Here is an 18,369-nt window from a genome sequence, read left to right on the forward strand (position 1 = left end):
TAATGCTGCTCACTTAAGAAATTTTGCGTTCAATTGAAACCCGTGGCGAGGGAGCTTGCTCCCGCTGGGTCGCGAAGCGGCCCCAAAAGAGGGACTGCTACGCAGCCCAGCGGGAGCAAGCTCCCTCGCCACAGTCACAGTGTCGGGCTTAAGTGAACAGCATTAGGACTTCGCAGCCGGGCTTTTTCTTTGGGCGGTTTTATTCGACGGTTTCAAGCTGCCGCCGTAATTCTTGCGAGTGATGCGGCGACACCGGGATCGGCGGGAAGTCCTCGTTGAGGACACACAAATGGTCGATGGCATCCTCGAACTTCGCATCGGCTTTGCGGCGCAGCGCTCGATAGCGCTCAAACTGTTCGATATCCAGGTTGTCCGCCTCCAGCAGCTCGTGGGCCGCTCGGTTGAGGGCATGGGCGTCTTCGAACAATTGACGATTGCGTTCCAGGGCCAAAGCCCTGCAAGCCTTGATTTGTGCAGGAGTCGAGCATTCTTTCATGACCGTAACCTTGTTATCCAAAGATTCCTTTTCATAGGCTGCAAGCCGCAGGGGAACCGAATCTGCCGGACCCCGCCGAGTGCATTCTGCGAGGGGTTATGGTTGTGACTGCGAGGATTTGCAGAGGGATCCATTTATTTTTAGAAGAAAATTCGATGGATTAACCGGAGAACATGGGCGGGAGAAATCAGTTTTTTCGTTTTTGCCGTTGTTCGTAGCGGGCCAGGATCGGCTGAGTGCTGATGCCATGCAGCAAAATGCTCAGCGCCACCACTGACAGGGTGAGGTCGGTGCACAGCGTGGCGACCGGGGCGCTCAGGCCATGGTTCAAGGCATAGAACAGGTAGAACAGGCTGCCGATGCCGCGAATGCCGAACCAACTGATCAACAGCCGCTGACGTGCATCGAGCAACGCGCCCCACGGCATCAGCGCCACGCAGGCCGGGCGCACCACGCAGAACAGCACCGCGCCCACCAACAGCGCTCGCCAGTCCCAATGCGCCACCAGCACCACGCCGAGCAGGGTCACCAGAAACACTTCCATCGCCCGTTCCACCAGGCTGCCGAACGACAGCATGTCGCCCATCATGATTCCGGCGGCGACCTGACTGCTTTCCAGGCGTTCGGTATCACCGTGTACCGCGTGCTGCGGTTCGATGTGCTGATGACCCACCACCGGTTGCACCAGATGTTCGGCAGGGGGCTGGCTGGCGCCGGTGGATTTCACTTCTTCCTGACGCAAGCCCAGGCCGGCGGCGAACACCGACAGAAAGCCATAACCGCCGATCGCGTCCGCGCCGACGTAGGCCAGTGCAATCAGCGACAGCGCCAGGTAATCGTTCGGGCTCAGGGTGCTGTCGTCGTTGCGAATGCGCAGCGACAGCGTCAACCGTCCAATGCCGCGGCCCATCCAGTAACCGGTCAACAAACCGACCGGCACTGCCCACAGCACATTGTGCCGTAGCCAATCGGTCAGGGCGCCGGGGTGCGCCTCGGCCTGCAACAGCAATAGCCCGAGAATCACGAACGGGAAGGCAATCCCGTCATTGAGTCCTGCTTCACCGGAAAGGCCAAAACGCACGCTATCGACGTCCCGTGCATCGTTGACCTGCACGAGCGCGGCCAGCACCGGGTCGGTCGGCGCCAGAATCGCCCCGATCAGCAGCGACGGGCCCCAAGGCAGGTGCAGGCCCCAATGCAGCAACAGGCTGACCCCGGCGATGGTCAACACCATCACCGGTCCCGCCAGGCCAAATGCAATCCGCCAGCGTCTATCGCGCAGCGGCAGACGCAGTTTGAGCCCGCAGACAAACAGCGAAAACAGCACCGCGACTTCCGTCAGGTGCTCCATCCACACCGCAGCGTTTTCTACCGACAGCTTCAGCAGATCGAGCCCGCTCGGGCCGATACCGATTCCCAGCAACAGGCACACGGCCGACGTAGTGACCGGCATCCAGCGCAGGTACGACGAGGTCAGCGCGAGGGTCAGCAGCACGGCGCCGAGCACCGCGACCCACACGATAAAGCTCATGAGCAGCTGCCGACGGTGGACAGCGTTTGCATGGGATTAACCCACGGTCGTGCGCAAGTACTCCGGCGAGAGCACGTTGAACCACAGCAGAATCATCGACAGCAGAATGGTCACCATCACCAGCAGGCCGACACCCCACACGCAGGCCGAATACAGCAGACCCTGCTCCCTGCGCTCGTGCATGAAGGTCGGCAGGCCGACGAACAGCAAGAACGTCGAATACACCGAAGCGGCGCCCAGCACCAGAATCGCCAGCCAGCGACTTGGATAGAGTCCGGCGATGCCGGCAACGAAAAACGGCGTCACGGTGTAAGCGGCAAAGCCGATGCACTGGTTAAGCGTGGGGCGTGCGTCGAACGTTCGCGACATCCAGCGGATGAACCCGCCGATGACCGCGACTCCGGCGACAATCGTCACGTACAGCAGAATGCTCAGTTGCAGGGCGCTGGCGGTGCTCAAACGCACGGTCTCGCCGGCCGCCAGACTCCAGCCGACATACGTGGTACCGAAAAACAGGCAGACCGGCGGAATCAGCGCCAATAACAGCAGATGGGCCAGGTAGTGCCTTGGATGGGCTTCTTCTTCGCGGCGGATATCAGTCCAGGCGAAGTTGGGTTGGGTGAAGAGTTTGACGAGTGGGGCGGACATGACGACCTCCTGATCCTGAGGACCGGTTGGGGGCTCTTAAAGGTATGGAGGGACGTCATGGCGCCGGGTTCAGTTTTTCTCGCGGACGGTCACAGCATCGGCTTGCCGCCGGTCACGCCATAGCGCTGGCCGGTGATGTAACTGGCTTCGTCCGAGGCCAGCAGCACGTAGATCGGCGCCACTTCCACCGGTTGCCCGGGGCGGCCGAGCGGGGTGTTGCCGCCGAAATTCTGCACTTCCTCATCGGGCATGGTCGAGACGATCAACGGCGTCCAGATCGGCCCCGGGGCCACGCAGTTCACGCGGATTTCCTGCGGCCCGAGCATCTGCGCCAGACCGCCGGTGAAGTTGGCAATCGCGCCTTTGGTGGTGGCGTAGGCCAGCAGCGTGGGTTTGGGCAGATCGGAGTTGATCGAGCTGGTGTTGATGATCGACGCCCCGGGGCGCATGTGTTTGATCGCCGCCTGACACAGGCGAAAAATCGCGGTGATGTTGACGTCGAAGGGCATCACCCATTCCTCGTCGGGGATTTCTTCGAAGGTTTCGTGGGTCATCTGGAACGCGGCGTTGTTGACCAGCACGTCGATGCGCCCGAAGCGTTCGACGGTCTTGTCGACCAGCGCCTGGCAATGGGCTTTTTGCGCGATGTCGCCGGGCAGCAGCAGGCACTGGCGGCCCGCCTGTTCGACCCAGCGCGCGGTCTCCTTGGCGTCTTCATGTTCATTGAGATAAGCCACGGCCACATCTGCACCTTCACGGGCGAAAGCAATCGCCACGGCGCGACCGATACCGCTGTCGGCGCCGGTGATCAACGCAATCTTGCCGGCCAGCCGCCCGGAACCGACATAGCTTTGCTCGCCACAATCGGGGTACGGCTGCATTTTTCGTTGCGAGCCGGGAACGGCTTGAGCTTGTGCGGGGAAGGGTGGTTTTGGATAGTCGGTCATCGCAAGTCTCCGAGGTCTCAGGGGCAGGTATGGGGGTTGACCCGGACGGTTTGCCGTGAGTTCGATCGGATTTGCGCTGCACATCAACTGCAAACACAAAGCCCCTGTAGGAGCTGCCGCAGGCTGCGATCTTTTGCTTTTGATTGTAAAAACAAGATCAAAAGATCGCAGCCTGCGGCAGCTCCTACAGGGGTATGTGGTGTTCTCAGGTAATGCGCTGAGTCAGCGCGTGCTCCATGCGGCTGATGCCTTCTTCGAGCAACGAACGCGGGCAGCCGAAGTTCAGGCGCACGAACTGTTGGTGCTGGTCGCCGAAATCCACACCGGCGCTCAGACCGACTTTGGCCTGTTCGAGGAAGAACTGCTGTGGGTTGTCCAGGTCCAGCGCCGAGCAATCGAGCCAGGCCAGATAGGTCCCTTGCGGCACGTTGATGGTCACGCCCGGCAAACGGCTGCGTACCGCTTCAACCAGCCAGTCACGGTTGGCTTGCAGGTAGGTTTTCAGCTCAGCCAACCACGGCGCGCCTTCGCTGTAGGCGACGCGGGTGGCTTCCATGCCCAGCGGGTTGACGCTGTCGACCATGCCACAACGGGCGTGGTTGACGCGTTCGCGCAGGGCGGCGTCCTGGATGATCATGAACGAGGTCTTGAGGCCGGCGATGTTGTAAGCCTTGCTGGCCGACATCAGGGTGATGGTGCGTTTGGCGATTTCCGGGCTCAGGGAGGCGGTCGGAATGTGCACGCGGCCATCGAAGCACAGCTCGGCGTGGATCTCGTCGGAGATGATCCAGGCGTCATGCGCCATGCAGATGTCGGCGATGTCCGTCAGCTCTTGCGCAGTGAACACTTTGCCAATCGGGTTGTGCGGGTTGCTCAGGAGCAGGGCGCCGCCATTGGCTAGAGACTGACTCAATGCATCCAGTGGCGTGGCATAAGTGCCGTCAGCCTGGGCGACGAATTCCAGCTCGACCTTGTTCAGCCCCCAATGCCCCGGTGCATGGCGCAGCGGCGGGTAGTTCGGCACTTGCACCACGACGTTCTGTTGCGGCTGCACCAGGGCTTTCAAAGCCATGTTGAAACCGGATTCGACGCCCGGCAGGAAAATCAGCTCCTGTGGTTTGACCTGCCAGGCGTACTTGTTCCACAGGTCGGCGACGATGGCTTCACGCAGATTGTCCTGGGCCACGCTGTAACCCACCAGCGGGTGCAGCAGGCGCTGCTGCAACGCCTCGATGATCACCGGCGGAGCGGCGAAATCCATGTCAGCGACCCACATCGGCAAGACATCGGCCGGGTAGCGGCTCCACTTGGTGCTGCCGGTGTTGTGGCGGTCGAATACCTGATCAAAATCGAAAGTCATGCGCGGTCTCGTGAAGGCGGGTTGTTCATGGGCGCCATGATAAACCCGGAACCCCTGCAGGAGCTGCCGAAGGCTGCAATCTTTTGCTTTTGATTGTTAAAAACAAGATCAAAAGATCGCAGCCTGCGGCAGCTCCTACAGGGCAATGGGATGATCCGACAAACGGCCGACGGTCGGTTTTCACACAGAGTGTGTGGTCATTGTCTACAGTGAAAAAGTCGGCAGCCATCCTGCCGTAACCGTGTTTGTCCAGAAAAAGCCCGGCAGCAGTACCGGGTTCCACCTGATCAGGAGTGCACGATGGATCTCAGCCGTCGTCAATTCTTCAAGGTCGCCGGTATCGGCCTTGCAGGCTCTAGCCTGGGCGCGTTGGGCATGGCCCCGACGCCAGCCTTCGCCGAGCAGGTGCGTCACTTCAAGCTCGCCCACACCCATGAAACCCGTAACACCTGCCCGTATTGCTCGGTCGGTTGCGGGTTGATCATGTACAGCCAGGGCGATGCCGCGAAGAACGTCGCGCAAAATATCATTCACATCGAGGGCGACGCCGACCACCCGGTCAACCGCGGCACCCTGTGTCCGAAAGGCGCGGGCCTGCTGGACTTCATTCACAGCCCGGGCCGCCTGCAATACCCGCAGGTGCGCAAGCCCGGCAGCAGCGAATGGACCCGGGTCAGTTGGGACGAGGCGCTGGATCGCATCGCCGACCTGATGAAGGCCGACCGCGACGCCAACTTCATCGAGAAGAACGCCACCGGGCAAACGGTGAACCGCTGGCTCACCACCGGGTTCCTCGCGGCGTCGGCAGCGTCCAACGAAGCGGGTTACATCACCCAGAAGGTGATTCGCAGTCTCGGCATGCTGGGGTTCGATAACCAGGCGCGTGTCTGACACGGCCCGACGGTGGCAAGTCTTGCCCCGACGTACGGCCGTGGTGCCATGACCAATACCTGGACCGATATCGCCAACGCGAATCTGATTCTGGTAATGGGCGGCAACGCAGCAGAAGCGCATCCGTGCGGCTTCAAATGGGTGACCGAGGCCAAGGCACACAACGCCGCCCGGCTGATCGTGGTCGACCCGCGTTTTACCCGGACCGCTTCGGTGGCCGACTATTACGCGCCGATCCGCACCGGCACCGACATCGCCTTCATGGGCGGGTTGATCAATTACCTGCTGACCGAGGACAAGATCCAGCACGAATACGTGCGCAACTACACCGACGTCTCGTTCATCGTCAAAGCTGGCTATGGCTTTGAAGACGGTATCTTCAGCGGCTACGACGCGGCCAAGCGCAGCTACACCGACAAGTCCGGCTGGGGTTACGAGTTGGGTGAGGACGGTTTCGCCAAGGTCGACCCGACGCTGCAGGATCCGCGCTGCGTCTATCAATTGATGAAGCAGCATTACAGCCGCTACAACATCGAACTCGCGAGCCAGATCTGCGGCATGCCGGTCGATGCCATGCAGAAAATCTGGGATGAGATTGCCACGTGCTCCACGCCCGGCAAGACCATGACCATTCTCTATGCCTTGGGCTGGACGCAACACTCGATCGGCGCGCAGATCATCCGCAGCGCGGCCATGGTGCAACTGCTGTTGGGCAACGTCGGCATGCCGGGCGGAGGCGTCAATGCCTTGCGCGGGCACTCGAACATTCAGGGCCTGACCGACCTTGGATTGTTGTCCAACGCGCTGCCGGGCTATCTGACCCTGGGCAGCGATGCCGAGCAGGACTACAACGCCTACATCAAAAAACGCACGCAGATGCCGCTACGCCCGGGGCAGTTGTCCTACTGGCAGAACTACAGCAAATTCCACGTCAGCTTGATGAAGTCGTGGTACGGCGCCAACGCCACCGTCGAGAACAACTGGCTCTACGACCATTTGCCGAAACTCGACATCCCCAACTACGACGTCCTGAAAATGTTCGACCTGATGAGCCAGGGCAAGGTCAACGGTTACATGTGCCAAGGGTTTAACCCGATCGCCGCGTTGCCGGACAAGAACCGCGTGATGGCCGCGCTGGCGAAACTCAAATGGCTGGTGGTGATGGACCCGCTGGCCACCGAAACCTCGGAGTTCTGGCAGAACGTCGGGCCGTACAACGACGTGAAAAGCGCCGAGATCCAGACCGAAGTCATTCGCCTGCCGACCACGTGTTTTGCCGAGGAGGACGGTTCGCTGGTCAACAGCAGCCGCTGGCTGCAATGGCACTGGAAAGGCGCCGACGGCCCGGGCGAAGCGCAGACCGACATCCGCATCATGACCGAGCTGTTCCTGCGCCTGCGCAAGCGTTATCAGGCCGAGGGCGGCAAATTCCCCGATCCGCTGCTGAAACTGTCGTGGCCGTACAAGATCCCGGACGAGCCATCGCCGGAGGAACTGGCGAAGGAAATCAACGGCAGCGCCATGGCCGACTTCACCGATGCCAGCGGCGCGACGGTCAAGGCCGGCTCGCAACTGGCAGCGTTCGCCCAGCTCAAGGACGACGGCAGCACCGCATCCGGCTGCTGGATTTTCGCCGGCAGCTGGACCGAGGCCGGTAACCAGATGGCCCGGCGCGACAACGCCGACCCGTATGGCATGCACCAGCATCTGGGCTGGGCCTGGGCGTGGCCGGCCAACCGGCGGATTCTCTACAACCGCGCTTCGGCGGACGTCGCGGGCAAACCGTGGGATCCGAAAAAACGCCTCGTCTGGTGGAACGGCAAGGCCTGGGGCGGCACCGACGTGCCGGACTACAAGGCCGATGTGCCGCCGGAAGCCGGGATGAACCCGTTCATCATGAACCCCGAAGGCGTGGCGCGGTTCTTCGCCGTCGACAAGATGAACGAAGGGCCATTCCCCGAGCATTACGAGCCGTTCGAGACGCCGATCGGCATCAACCCGCTGCACCCGCAAAACAAGAAAGCCACCAGCAACCCGGCGGCACGGATCTTCGATTCGGTCTGGGAAAGCCTCGGCGAAGCCAAGGACTTCCCGTACGCCGGCACCAGTTACCGGCTGACCGAGCACTTCCACTTCTGGAGCAAGCATTGCAAGTTGAATGCGATTGCCCAGCCCGAGCAGTTCGTCGAAATCGGCGAAGTGCTGGCGAAGGAGAAGGGCATCGCCGCCGGGGATCGGGTGCGTGTCAGCTGCAAGCGCGGGTTTATCGAGGCGGTCGCGGTGGTGACCAAACGCATCCGGCCGCTGCAGGTCAACGGCCAGGTGGTGCATCAGATCGGCATCCCGCTGCACTGGGGGTTCACCGGTCAGACGCGTCACGGTTACCTGACCAACACCCTGGTGCCGTTCCTCGGCGATGGCAACACACAGACCCCGGAATCCAAGTCATTCCTGGTCAACGTGGAGAAACTATAAATGGCCAGCCAAGACATCATTGCCCGCTCGGCCACCACCACGGTGCCGCCCTCGGTGAGGAATCAGCAGGAAGTCGCCAAGCTGATCGACACCACCAAGTGCATCGGCTGCAAGGCCTGCCAGGTCGCCTGCTCGGAATGGAACGAGCTGCGCGACGAGGTCGGCCACAACCATGGCACCTACGACAACCCGCAGGACCTGAGCGCAGAAACCTGGACCTTGATGCGCTTCACCGAACACGAAACCGACGCCGGCAACCTTGAGTGGCTGATCCGCAAGGACGGCTGCATGCATTGCGCCGAGCCGGGGTGCTTGGCGGCATGCCCGAGCCCCGGGGCGATCATCAAGCACGCCAACGGCATCGTCGATTTCGATCAGGACCACTGCATCGGCTGCGGCTACTGCATCACCGGTTGCCCGTTCAACATTCCACGGATTTCGCAGAAGGATCACAAGGCCTACAAGTGCACCTTGTGTTCGGATCGGGTGGAGGTGGGGCTGGAGCCGGCCTGCGTGAAAACCTGCCCGACCGGCGCGATTGTCTTCGGCAGCAAGGAAGACATGAAGGAACATGCCGCCGAACGCATCGTTGACCTGAAAAGCCGTGGCTTCGACAACGCCGGTCTGTACGACCCGGAAGGCGTCGGCGGCACCCACGTGATGTACGTGTTGCACCACGCCGACACGCCGAAGATCTACGCCGGGTTGCCGGATGCGCCGACCATCAGCCCGCTGGTGGGCTTGTGGAAAGGCATCAGCAAACCGCTGGGCCTGTTGGCGATGGGCGCGGCGGTGCTGGCCGGGTTCTTCCACTACGTGCGTATCGGGCCGAACCGCACTGAAGAGGATGATCATCCAGCGCCGCCGGATACCTCGGTGCACGTGGTTGATCCGGCGGTGCACACCTTCGATCCACGCGGGGAGGACCGGCCATGAGCAACAAGACGATCCTGCGCTACACCGCCAACCAGCGCACCAATCACTGGCTGGTGGCGATTCTGTTCTTCATGGCCGGGCTGTCCGGGCTGGCGTTGTTTCATCCGTCGATGTTCTGGCTGACCCACCTGTTCGGCGGCGGGCCGTGGACACGGATTCTGCACCCGTTCATGGGCGTGCTGATGTTCGTGTTGTTCCTCGGCCTGGTGTTGCGCTTCTGGCGCGCGAACTTCTTTATCGACAACGACTGGAAGTGGATGCGCCGCATCGATCGGGTGCTGGTCAACGACGAAGAAAGTGTGCCGCCGGTGGGCAAGTACAACGCCGGGCAGAAGATGCTGTTCTGGACTTTACTGCTGTGCATGCTCGGTTTGCTGTTCACCGGGCTGGTGATCTGGCGCGCGTATTTCAGTGCGTATTTCGGCATCACTGTGATCCGCTGGGCGATGCTCCTGCATGCGCTGGCCGGGTTTGTGCTGATCTTGAGCATCATCATTCACATCTACGCCGGCCTGTGGATCAAGGGCTCGGTGGACGCGATGCTGCATGGTTGGGTCAGCCGCGCCTGGGCGAAGAAACACCACGCACTCTGGTACCGCGAAATCACCCGCGACGAACCTCATCCGGACGTGCCGGAACGACCGATCACCAAAAAGGGCTGACCTTTGGTAACCATTCTTGAACCCGGGGAAATCGAGGCGGCGGCCAGTTCGCCACCGTTTCTGTACCTGCCACCGCACAACCTGTTCACCTTGCGCGCGCAACGCCTGGAACACCTGGCCGAAGGGCATGCGCTGGCCGATTACCTGCATCTGATCGCCGGGTTGTGTCGGGCCCAGCAGGCGGTGATGGACGATCCGCCCTTGGCGGTTCCCATCGACACGCAGCGCCTTGAAGTCTGCCAGCGCCACGGTCTGCCGCCCTTTGCGGCCGACACGCTGGTGCGCGAAGACACTTGGCAGGCTTATCTCGAGGCTTTGCTGCAACGCTATGTGCCGTCGGAGCAACCGGCGGTGCTCGACGCGGTGGACACGCTGCGCGAGGCCAGTGCCGGTCAGTTGCGCGCGTGGGCAGTGGCGCTGGTCAGCGGCCAGTATTCAATGGTGCCGGCAGCGCTGGTGCCGTTTCTTGGCGCCGGGCTGCAAACGGCATGGAGCCACTGGCTGCTCAGCGTGCCTAACCTGCAACTGAAACCCGGCGACAGCCTCAGCCAATGCCCGGGCTGCGGATCACCGGCCATGGCGGGGGTGATCCGCCATCGCGGCAAACACAACGGCCTGCGTTATCTGGTGTGTTCGCTGTGCGCCTGTGAATGGCATGTGGTGCGGGTCAAGTGCGTGTATTGCGAGTCGAGCAAAGGCCTGGATTATCTGAGCCTCGAAGACGATCGCCACGCGGCCAATCAGGCGCCGATTCGTGCGGAAGTCTGCCCGAGCTGCAACAGCTATCTGAAACTGGTGTATCTGGAAAACGATGCCGAAGGCGAAGCCCTGTCGGCGGACCTCACCAGCCTGTTGCTCGACATGCGTCTGGCGCAGGACGGTTATCAGCGTCTGGCACCGAATCTGTTGCTGGCACCGGGAGACGAATGACCTTAGCGTCTACACTCGCCGGACAGTCTTATTTTTCGGGAGTGGCTGATGTCCGCAAGTGTTGCCCCGCGTTTACCTTCCATTGATGGGTTGTTGCGTCATCCGGCCTGCCTGCCACTGGCTGATCGTTATGGGCGTGAGTCGCTGCTGGCGAGTTTGCGCCAGTTGCTCGATGAGTTGCGTTCGAGCGTATTGAACGGGCAATTGTCCGCCGTTGAAATCAGCCCCGACGTGCTCGCCGGGCGAGTCGGCGAGCGTCTGGCGCAGCAACAGCGCAGCCACGTGCGGCGGGTGTTCAACCTGACGGGCACGGTGCTGCACACCAATCTTGGCCGCGCGCTGTTGCCGGACGAAGCCATCGACGCGGTGCAAATGGCCGCGCGGTATCCGCTCAATCTCGAATTCGATCTGGCCAGCGGCAAACGCGGTGATCGCGACGATTTGATCGAAGGCCTGATCCGCGAACTGACCGGCGCCGAAGCCGTCACAGTGGTCAACAACAATGCGGCTGCCGTGCTCTTGACGCTCAACAGCCTCGGCGCGCGCAAGGAAGGCATCATCTCGCGCGGCGAGTTGATCGAGATCGGCGGCGCGTTCCGCATCCCCGACATCATGGCCCGCGCCGGCGTGCGTCTGCACGAAGTCGGCACCACCAACCGCACCCACGCCCGTGACTATGAAGCCGCCATCAGCCCACGCAGCGGTTTGATCATGCGCGTGCATGCGAGCAACTACAGCATCGAAGGCTTTACCGCCCGAGTGCCTACCGCCGAACTGGCCGAGTTGGCCCATCGGCATGGTTTGCCACTGCTGGAGGATCTGGGTAGCGGCAGCCTGCTGGACCTGACTCGCTGGGGCTTGCCGGCGGAACCGACGGTGCGTCAGGCGCTGCTCGACGGTGCGGACATCGTCACTTTCAGCGGCGATAAATTGCTCGGCGGGCCGCAGGCCGGGTTGATCGTCGGGCGCAAAGAATTGATTGCGAAGATCAAGAAGAATCCGTTGAAGCGTGCCTTGCGCGTCGACAAGTTGACCTTGGCTGCGCTGGAAGCAGTGCTCGGCTTGTACCGCGACCCGGATCGACTCGCCGAGCGTCTGCCGAGCCTGCGCTTGTTGACCCGCCCGCAAGCCGCGATTTTCGCCCAGGCCGAGCGCCTGCAACCGGCGCTGGCACAGGTCATCGGCCAGCCTTGGACTGTCAGCGCAGTGAAGGCCCTGGGCATGATCGGCAGCGGCAGCCAACCAGTGGCGCGCCTGCCGAGTGCCGCGTTGTGCCTGCGCCCGCAGGTGTCGAAACGCCTGCGCGGGCGTTGTCTGCTGAATCTGGAAGCGGCGCTGCGCGGGTTGCCGATTCCGGTGCTGGGGCGCATCGATGACGACGCGTTGTGGCTGGACCTGCGCCAACTCGACGATGAGCCGGCGTGGCTGGCGCAGTTGCCGCAGTTGCAGGTCGAGTCGTGATCGTCGGCACGGCGGGGCACATCGACCACGGCAAAACCTCGCTGCTGCAGGCCCTGACCGGACAAACCGGCGACCGCCGCCCGCAGGAGCGCGAACGCGGGATGACCATCGACCTCGGTTATCTGTATGCAGAACTGGAACCGGGTGCGGGGTTGACCGGGTTTATCGATGTGCCGGGCCATGAAAAATTCACCCATAACATGCTCGCCGGGGCGCAGGGCATCGATCTGGTGTTGCTGGTGGTGGCCGCGGACGACGGGGTCATGCCGCAAACCCGAGAGCATCTGGCGATCGTCCAGTTGCTGGGAATTCCCCGGGCGCTGGTGGCGATCACCAAATGTGACCGGGCCGAGACGGGCAGGGTGGAGCAAGTACAGCGGCAGATTCTCGATCTGCTGGAAACCGGGCCGTTTGCCGAGGCGCCGATTCTGACTGTGTCGAGCGTGACCGGGCAGGGCATCGATGCATTGCGCCAGAACTTGTTGCAGACACAGGGCGAAGTGCATGAGCGCAGTCGCGAAGGCGGATTCCGTCTGGCCATCGACCGCGCCTTCAGCGTGGCCGGCGCCGGGATCGTGGTCACCGGCACGGCGTTGTCGGGTACGGTGTCAGCCGGCGACAAACTCGCCCTCGGACCATCCGGTAAATCGGTGCGGGTGCGGGGTTTGCACGCGCAGAACCAAGCCGCCGAACAGGCCTTTGCCGGGCAACGCGTGGCACTGAATATCAGCGGCGAACGGCTCACGCTGGAGCAGATCCATCGCGGCCAATGGCTGTTGGCCGAGTGGCTGCACGCACCGACGCAGCGGGTCGACATCGAATTTCAGCTGTTGCCCGGTGAGCGCACGTTCGAACACTTTCATCCGGTGCATGTGCACCTCGGCACCCAGGACGTCATCGCTCGCGTGGCCTTGCTCGAAGGCCCGCGCTTGAGTCCCGGCCAGCGCATGTTCGCGCAACTGCTGATCAATGCGCCGGTGCACGCGGTGAAGGGCGATCGCGTGATCCTGCGTGATCAGAGCGCCCAACGCACTTTGGGCGGCGGCCAGGTGCTCGACCCGTTCGCCCCGGCCCGGCAACGCCGCAGCCCGGAACGGCTGGCGCAGCTGCAAGCCCTGGCGCGCAGCGACAGCCTGGAACAGGCGCTGCCGGTGTTGCTCAACCACGGCACCGGCGGCCTCGATCCGCAGCGGCTGGAGCGCCAGTTCAATCGCCCGCGTGCCGACTGGTCGCTGGCGGCCAACGTGCGCCTGATCGACACCCGCCAAGGCCCGGTGCTGTTCAATGTCCAGCGTTGGGGGCAGTTGAAGTTCACCCTGTTACAGCACTTGGCAAAATTCCATGAACTGGAACCTGACCAGATGGGACCGGATCGGGACCGTCTACGGCGCTTCAGTGGTCTGGCGCTGGAACGCTCGACCTTTGCCAGTCTGCTGGAAGAATTGCGCACCACCGGATCAATCAACGCCAGCGGGCCGTGGCTGCACCTGCCGGATTATCAGGTGCGTTTGAACGCCGAAGACGAAACCCTGTGGCAACGCATGCAACCGCTGTTCGAACAGGCCGGATACGATCCGCCGTGGGTGCGCGATGTCGCGAAAATACTCGGTGAGGACGACGCGGTGGTGCGCCTGCTGCTGCGCAAACTGGCGCGCCTGGGTTTGATGCACCAAGTGGTGCGCGACTTGTTTCTGACCGACGTGCAACTGCGGCGCATGGCCGGCGTGCTGCTGCAACTGGAACAGGAAAAACCGCAGATCCAGGTGACAACTTTCCGCGATGCGCTAGGCTTGGGACGCAAACGCTGTATTCAGTACCTGGAATACTTCGACCGCCTCGGTCTGACCCGACGCATCGGCGAATCCCGTGTGATCCGTCACGACAACGCGCTGGCCAGTGCCGACGCACCCTGAGTTCAAAGGAAGGCAATCGCGCCCGGTGGCGCGGCCGGGCTTCAAACCCGGTTGGGGACGGCATCCGTTCCCGGGCAGGTTCGACTCCGGCTGCCTTCCGCCAATTACCCCCGAGCCCCCGCAAATCCCCTGTAGGAGTGAGCCTGCTCGCGATGGCGGTCGATCAGTCGAAATTGATCTGAATGACACACTGCCATCGCGAGCAAGCCCGCTCCCACAGGGATTCGGTTTCTGGCTGCCGCGCCTCGTCATTCCAGAGTTAACCCGGCCCCCTGTAGGAGTGAGCCTGCTCGCGATGGCGACATGTCAGTCAATATTTATGTGAATGACACACCACCATCGCGAGCAGGCTCACTCCTACAAAGATTGGGTGTCAGGCTGGCGGATCGAGGGCGCGGTTCACAGCCAGTTCGCCATCGAACATCCGCAGCCACGAGCCATCAAAACCCCAACGGGTACTGAATCACCACATAAATCCGGTCAATGTCATCCCCGGCCTGCGCCTCGTTGGCCCGGTGCGAGACATGCGATAGCTGCACCGACAGGTCCTTCGCCGCGCCCGATTGCACGATGTACTTCAGATCAATATCGCGCTCCCAGTGTTTGCCGCCAGCGCCTTGCTGCGGTTGGTATTGACCGCGCTCGGCATCGAACGGGTTGTACGCGCCGCCCTCGGGCGCATGGGTGCCGTCGATGTGGCTGCCGCGAACATAACGGGTCATGAAGGCCAGACCAGGGATGCCGAAGGCACCGAGGTCGAGGTCGTAGCGCGCTTGCCAGGAGCGTTCGCCGGCGCCGTTGAAGTCGGCGTATTTGATCGAGTTGGCGAGGTAGATCGAGTCGCCGCCGACGAAATCGAACGGCGTGTCGCCATTGATTCGCTGCCAGCCGAGCATCACGGCGTGCGGGCCGAAGGCGTATTTGCCGGACAGGCTGAAGGCTGTGTTGTCGATGGCGCCGGCCAGCGCGCGGCCGGTATCGCGAGTGTGGTAGAGGTTGGCGTCGAGCAGCACGCCGGACTGTTTGAAATGCAGATTGCCGTAGTACTGATGCCAGGTGTCGGTCAGTTCCGAGGCGTACAGCGAACCACCGACGGGACTGTCGCCGAACAGGTCAGCGCCGAGGAAACTGATCCCGCCGGCCTCGGTGTTGGCACCGTAGCCATAAAAATCGCCGCGCCCAGAGGAGCTGTCCTGATTCTTGAACGCGGTGAAGTGCCCGGCCACCAGACTGACTTCATCGATTTCCCGACTGTTGAGCAGCAGGCCCGTGGCGTATTCCGGTTGCAGGCGTTTGTCCGAGGTGTCGAATACCGGGGTTTCCACGGTCATTTCGCCGAACGCCAGGGTGGTGCGCGAGACCTTGAGTTTGAAGGCGCCGCCAGCGCTGGAGTAGTTCGGCTCGCTGCGGCCGCTGCTGTCGACCGGCAACAGGCCGGTACCGGAATGACCTTTGCCACCATCGAGTTTAAGGCCAAGAAAAGCATGGGCATCGATGCCGAAGCCGACATCGCCCGGCGTGTATCCGGAAGTGAACGTGCCGATAAAACCCTGAGCCCATTCCTGCTTATAGTTTTTGCCGGCGGGAGAGGGCGAGCGGTAGTCGTTGTTCAGGTAGAAGTTGCGGCTGAGTACTTCGGTCTTGGCATCGTCGAAGAAGTCGCTGGCGAAAGTATTGTCGGTCGCTGCGCAAAGCAGGGCCAACAGCGCAAAACGTGGTGTTGAGAGAGCCATCGTGAGAGACCAGCCATCGTAGAAGGTCGCTGATGATGGGCTGGATGTGCAGGGGAACGATTGAGCCAGTGTGCTGAATACAAGCCCCAGCGGATTTCTTTGTAGGCGTGAGCCTGTTCGCGATAGGTGTGTCATTCAGCATCAATATCAACTGATCGACCGCCATCGCGAGCAGGCACCTACAAAGGGTTATGGGTTACAGGCGACCGTACTCGCGGGCTGTGCGATCTACGGCGATGCGCGTCTTGTCGACCAGTTCATCCAGCTCCGCCCGCGTGGCGATCAGGGCCGGGGCCATGATCATCCGGCCCAGGGTCGAACGAATAATCAGGCCTTCCTCAAAGCCAATGGTGCGGCAACGCCAGGCGATGTCGTTCTCGTTGGCAAAACGCTTGCGGGTGGCTTTGTCTTCAGCGAATTGCAACGCAGCGACCAGGCCAACGCCCTGAATCTCGCCCACCAGCGGGTGGCTGCCGAACACTTCGCGCAGGCAGTTCTGCAGGTACGGGCCGGTGTCGTTTTTCACCTGCGTGACCACGCCTTCATCGCGCAAGGCCTTGAGGTTGGCGATCGCCACCGCAGCGGCCACCGGGTGCCCGGAGTAAGTCAGGCCGTGGGCGAATACGCCGCCTCTTTCCACCAGTGCTTGCGCCATGCGCCGCGACAGGATCAGCCCGCCCATGGGGATGTAGCCCGAGGTCAGGCCTTTGGCGATGGACAGGGTGTCGGGTTCAAAACCGAAGGCCTGATGCGCGAACCACTCGCCGGTGCGGCCGAACCCGCCAATGACTTCGTCAGCGCACAGCAACACGTCGTACTGGCGGCAGATGCGCTGGATTTCCGGCCAGTAAGTGGCGGGCGGGATGATCATGCCGCCAGCGCCCTGGAACGGTTCGGCGACGAATGCGGCGACCTTGTCGGCGCCCAGTTCGAGAATCTTGTCTTCCAGTTGTTTCGCCGCGCGCAGGCCGAACGCTTCAGGGCTGAGGTCGCCTTCGTGGGCGAACCAGTACGGCTCGTCTATGTGCGCCACATCGGGGATGGTGCCGCCCATTTCGTGCATGAACTTCATGCCGCCGAGCGCCGTCGCCGCCAGGGTCGAGCCGTGGTAGCCGTTCCAGCGGCCGATCATGATTTTTTTCTCGGGCTTACCCATCACCTGCCAGAACTTGCGCACGGTGCGGATCAGCACTTCGTTGGCTTCGGAGCCGGAGTTGGTGTAGATCGCGTGGCTGTAGTGCTTGGGCAGCAGGCTGAACAGCAGCTCCGACAACTCGATCACCTGCGGGTGAGTGGTGTGGAAGAACATGTTGTAGTAGGGCAGTTGTTCCAGCTGCGCGGTCGCGGCGGCGGCCAGATCCTTGCGTCCGTAGCCGAGGTTGGTGCACCACAGGCCGGACATGCCGTCCAGGTAACGCTTGCCGTCGTTGTCCCACAACGCCAGGCGATCACCGCTGACCATCACCCGCGGGCCTTCCTCGTTGAGGGCTTTCTGGTCGACGAACGCGTGAATGTGGTGGGCGGCGTCGGCGGCCTGGTAATCGCGGGTACTGCGGGACGGATCGAATTCGGCGGACATGGCTGATCTCCAGAGAATGGGGCGGGTGAGTGCGTTCATTCCAGCGCTGCACGGCAATATTTGTCATTTAAAAATATTTTTGTAAAGAAAATATTTGTCGATGAAAAAAGATATCCGTAGGCTGAGCGGCATTGGCAAGAATCATCAGAGGCAACATGAGCGGACTCAGAGAGCGGCAGAAGGAACAGCGCCGGCAGGTGATTGCCGAGGCGGCACTTGAGCTGTTCAAGACCAACGGTTTTGCGGCCACCACGCTGGACCAGATCGCGGTGCAAGCCGGGGTGTCGGCGCCGACGGTGGTGAATTACTTCGGTGGCAAGCAGGAGATTCTGCTGGCGTTGCTCAAGCAACCGGACGAGCAAGCCATGCGCGAGGCGCGGGCCAACCTGGATGACGACAGCGATCCATTGGAGGCGCTGTGCGAGTTCGAAGGGTTGATGACCGATTACCAACTGCAAGCGATGCCGGCGTCGTTGTGGCGCGAACTGGCGCCGTTTCTGCTGACCGGTGAACTGGCCCAGGCCTTGAGCCCGTGGAACGCGGCGGTGATCGAAGAAACCAAGGCACTGCTCGGGCATTTTCAGGCGCTGGGCAAAGTGCGTGCCTCGGTGGATCTGGACGTGGCGGCGACGCTGTTCAACCAGTACGCGAACATGGCGTTCATTCGCCTGGCGACCGAGTCGGCGCCGGATAGAGAAGCGTATGCAAGGCATATGCGTAACGTTTTGAATTTGATGTGTCACGGGATGTTGGCGAATGGAGAGCCACTGCGCACGATTGTCGAGACGCAGGGACCGTAGACTCCTT

Annotated in this window: 14 protein-coding genes and 1 tRNA gene; 8 read left to right on the forward strand and 7 right to left on the reverse strand. The window is 61.9% G+C overall.

Translation table 11 applies throughout. The features are described 5' to 3' along the window. Positions 1-199: 199 nt before the first annotated feature. From NN484_RS21290 to NN484_RS21310, 5 genes are all read right to left on the reverse strand, one after another. Complete coding sequence (locus NN484_RS21290) at positions 200-496, reverse strand: hypothetical protein (protein ID WP_215500070.1); 297 nt, start codon at positions 494-496, stop codon at positions 200-202. 187 nt (positions 497-683) lie between these two features. Continuing rightward, positions 684-2,027, reverse strand: coding sequence for a cation:proton antiporter (locus tag NN484_RS21295; protein WP_274657801.1), 1,344 nt, complete (start codon positions 2,025-2,027; stop codon positions 684-686). Between the two features lie 36 nt (positions 2,028-2,063). After that, complete coding sequence (locus NN484_RS21300; RefSeq protein WP_274657802.1) at positions 2,064-2,675, reverse strand: Yip1 family protein; 612 nt, start codon at positions 2,673-2,675, stop codon at positions 2,064-2,066. Between the two features lie 89 nt (positions 2,676-2,764). Further along, positions 2,765-3,622 carry a glucose 1-dehydrogenase gene (locus NN484_RS21305; RefSeq protein WP_274657803.1) on the reverse strand — a complete coding sequence of 286 codons (858 nt, stop codon included), beginning with the start codon at positions 3,620-3,622 and terminating at the stop codon, positions 2,765-2,767. A gap of 205 nt (positions 3,623-3,827) precedes the next feature. Next, positions 3,828-4,982 carry a MalY/PatB family protein gene (locus NN484_RS21310; RefSeq protein ID WP_215500073.1) on the reverse strand — a complete coding sequence of 385 codons (1,155 nt, stop codon included), beginning with the start codon at positions 4,980-4,982 and terminating at the stop codon, positions 3,828-3,830. A gap of 300 nt (positions 4,983-5,282) precedes the next feature. On the opposite strand from NN484_RS21310, the gene fdnG reads away from it, so the two are divergent. From fdnG to NN484_RS21345, 7 genes are all read left to right on the forward strand, one after another. Further along, positions 5,283-8,348, forward strand: a complete 3,066-nt coding sequence (fdnG, locus tag NN484_RS21315; protein WP_274657804.1) for a formate dehydrogenase-N subunit alpha — start codon at positions 5,283-5,285, stop codon at positions 8,346-8,348. Then, positions 8,349-9,284 carry a formate dehydrogenase subunit beta gene (fdxH, locus tag NN484_RS21320; protein WP_127647485.1) on the forward strand — a complete coding sequence of 312 codons (936 nt, stop codon included), beginning with the start codon at positions 8,349-8,351 and terminating at the stop codon, positions 9,282-9,284. Further along, the gene (locus NN484_RS21325; protein ID WP_274657805.1) at positions 9,281-9,946 is read left to right on the forward strand and encodes a formate dehydrogenase subunit gamma; all 666 of its coding nucleotides are present in this window, start codon (positions 9,281-9,283) and stop codon (positions 9,944-9,946) included. The genes fdxH and NN484_RS21325 overlap by 4 nt, the downstream gene beginning before the upstream one ends. Positions 9,947-9,949: 3 nt before the next feature. Next, positions 9,950-10,876 carry a formate dehydrogenase accessory protein FdhE gene (gene fdhE / locus NN484_RS21330; protein WP_274657806.1) on the forward strand — a complete coding sequence of 309 codons (927 nt, stop codon included), beginning with the start codon at positions 9,950-9,952 and terminating at the stop codon, positions 10,874-10,876. A gap of 48 nt (positions 10,877-10,924) precedes the next feature. Further along, entirely contained in the window at positions 10,925-12,337 is a 1,413-nt protein-coding gene (selA, locus tag NN484_RS21335) for an L-seryl-tRNA(Sec) selenium transferase (RefSeq protein WP_274657807.1), read from the forward strand. Next, on the forward strand, positions 12,334-14,250 hold the full coding sequence (gene selB / locus NN484_RS21340) for a selenocysteine-specific translation elongation factor (RefSeq protein ID WP_274659323.1): 1,917 nt from the start codon (positions 12,334-12,336) through the stop codon (positions 14,248-14,250). The genes selA and selB overlap by 4 nt, the downstream gene beginning before the upstream one ends. A gap of 7 nt (positions 14,251-14,257) precedes the next feature. Further along, positions 14,258-14,353, forward strand: a tRNA-Sec gene (locus NN484_RS21345). Between the two features lie 337 nt (positions 14,354-14,690). Here NN484_RS21345 and NN484_RS21350 read toward each other — a convergent pair. Both NN484_RS21350 and NN484_RS21355 read right to left on the reverse strand, forming a co-directional pair. Beyond that, on the reverse strand, positions 14,691-15,983 hold the full coding sequence (locus NN484_RS21350; RefSeq protein WP_127647477.1) for an OprD family porin: 1,293 nt from the start codon (positions 15,981-15,983) through the stop codon (positions 14,691-14,693). A 196-nt stretch (positions 15,984-16,179) separates the two neighbouring features. Then, positions 16,180-17,562, reverse strand: a complete 1,383-nt coding sequence (locus NN484_RS21355) for an aspartate aminotransferase family protein (protein WP_274657808.1) — start codon at positions 17,560-17,562, stop codon at positions 16,180-16,182. A gap of 155 nt (positions 17,563-17,717) precedes the next feature. Here NN484_RS21355 and NN484_RS21360 point away from each other — a divergent pair, with 155 nt between their 5' ends. Further along, entirely contained in the window at positions 17,718-18,362 is a 645-nt protein-coding gene (locus NN484_RS21360) for a TetR/AcrR family transcriptional regulator (RefSeq protein ID WP_274657809.1), read from the forward strand. Positions 18,363-18,369 lie beyond the last annotated feature (7 nt).

It is taken from the genome of Pseudomonas serboccidentalis, assembly GCF_028830055.1.
Classification (GTDB): domain Bacteria; phylum Pseudomonadota; class Gammaproteobacteria; order Pseudomonadales; family Pseudomonadaceae; genus Aquipseudomonas; species Aquipseudomonas serboccidentalis.

Coding starts and splice junctions, on each gene's coding strand:
- NN484_RS21290 (WP_215500070.1), bottom strand. CDS start 496: ATGAAAGAATGCTCGACTCCTGCACAAATCAAGGCTTGCAGGGCTTTG.
- NN484_RS21295 (WP_274657801.1), bottom strand. CDS start 2,027: ATGAGCTTTATCGTGTGGGTCGCGGTGCTCGGCGCCGTGCTGCTGACC.
- NN484_RS21300 (WP_274657802.1), bottom strand. CDS start 2,675: ATGTCCGCCCCACTCGTCAAACTCTTCACCCAACCCAACTTCGCCTGG.
- NN484_RS21305 (WP_274657803.1), bottom strand. CDS start 3,622: ATGACCGACTATCCAAAACCACCCTTCCCCGCACAAGCTCAAGCCGTT.
- NN484_RS21310 (WP_215500073.1), bottom strand. CDS start 4,982: ATGACTTTCGATTTTGATCAGGTATTCGACCGCCACAACACCGGCAGC.
- fdxH (WP_127647485.1), top strand. CDS start 8,349: ATGGCCAGCCAAGACATCATTGCCCGCTCGGCCACCACCACGGTGCCG.
- NN484_RS21325 (WP_274657805.1), top strand. CDS start 9,281: ATGAGCAACAAGACGATCCTGCGCTACACCGCCAACCAGCGCACCAAT.
- selA (WP_274657807.1), top strand. CDS start 10,925: ATGTCCGCAAGTGTTGCCCCGCGTTTACCTTCCATTGATGGGTTGTTG.
- NN484_RS21350 (WP_127647477.1), bottom strand. CDS start 15,983: ATGGCTCTCTCAACACCACGTTTTGCGCTGTTGGCCCTGCTTTGCGCA.
- NN484_RS21355 (WP_274657808.1), bottom strand. CDS start 17,562: ATGTCCGCCGAATTCGATCCGTCCCGCAGTACCCGCGATTACCAGGCC.
- NN484_RS21360 (WP_274657809.1), top strand. CDS start 17,718: ATGAGCGGACTCAGAGAGCGGCAGAAGGAACAGCGCCGGCAGGTGATT.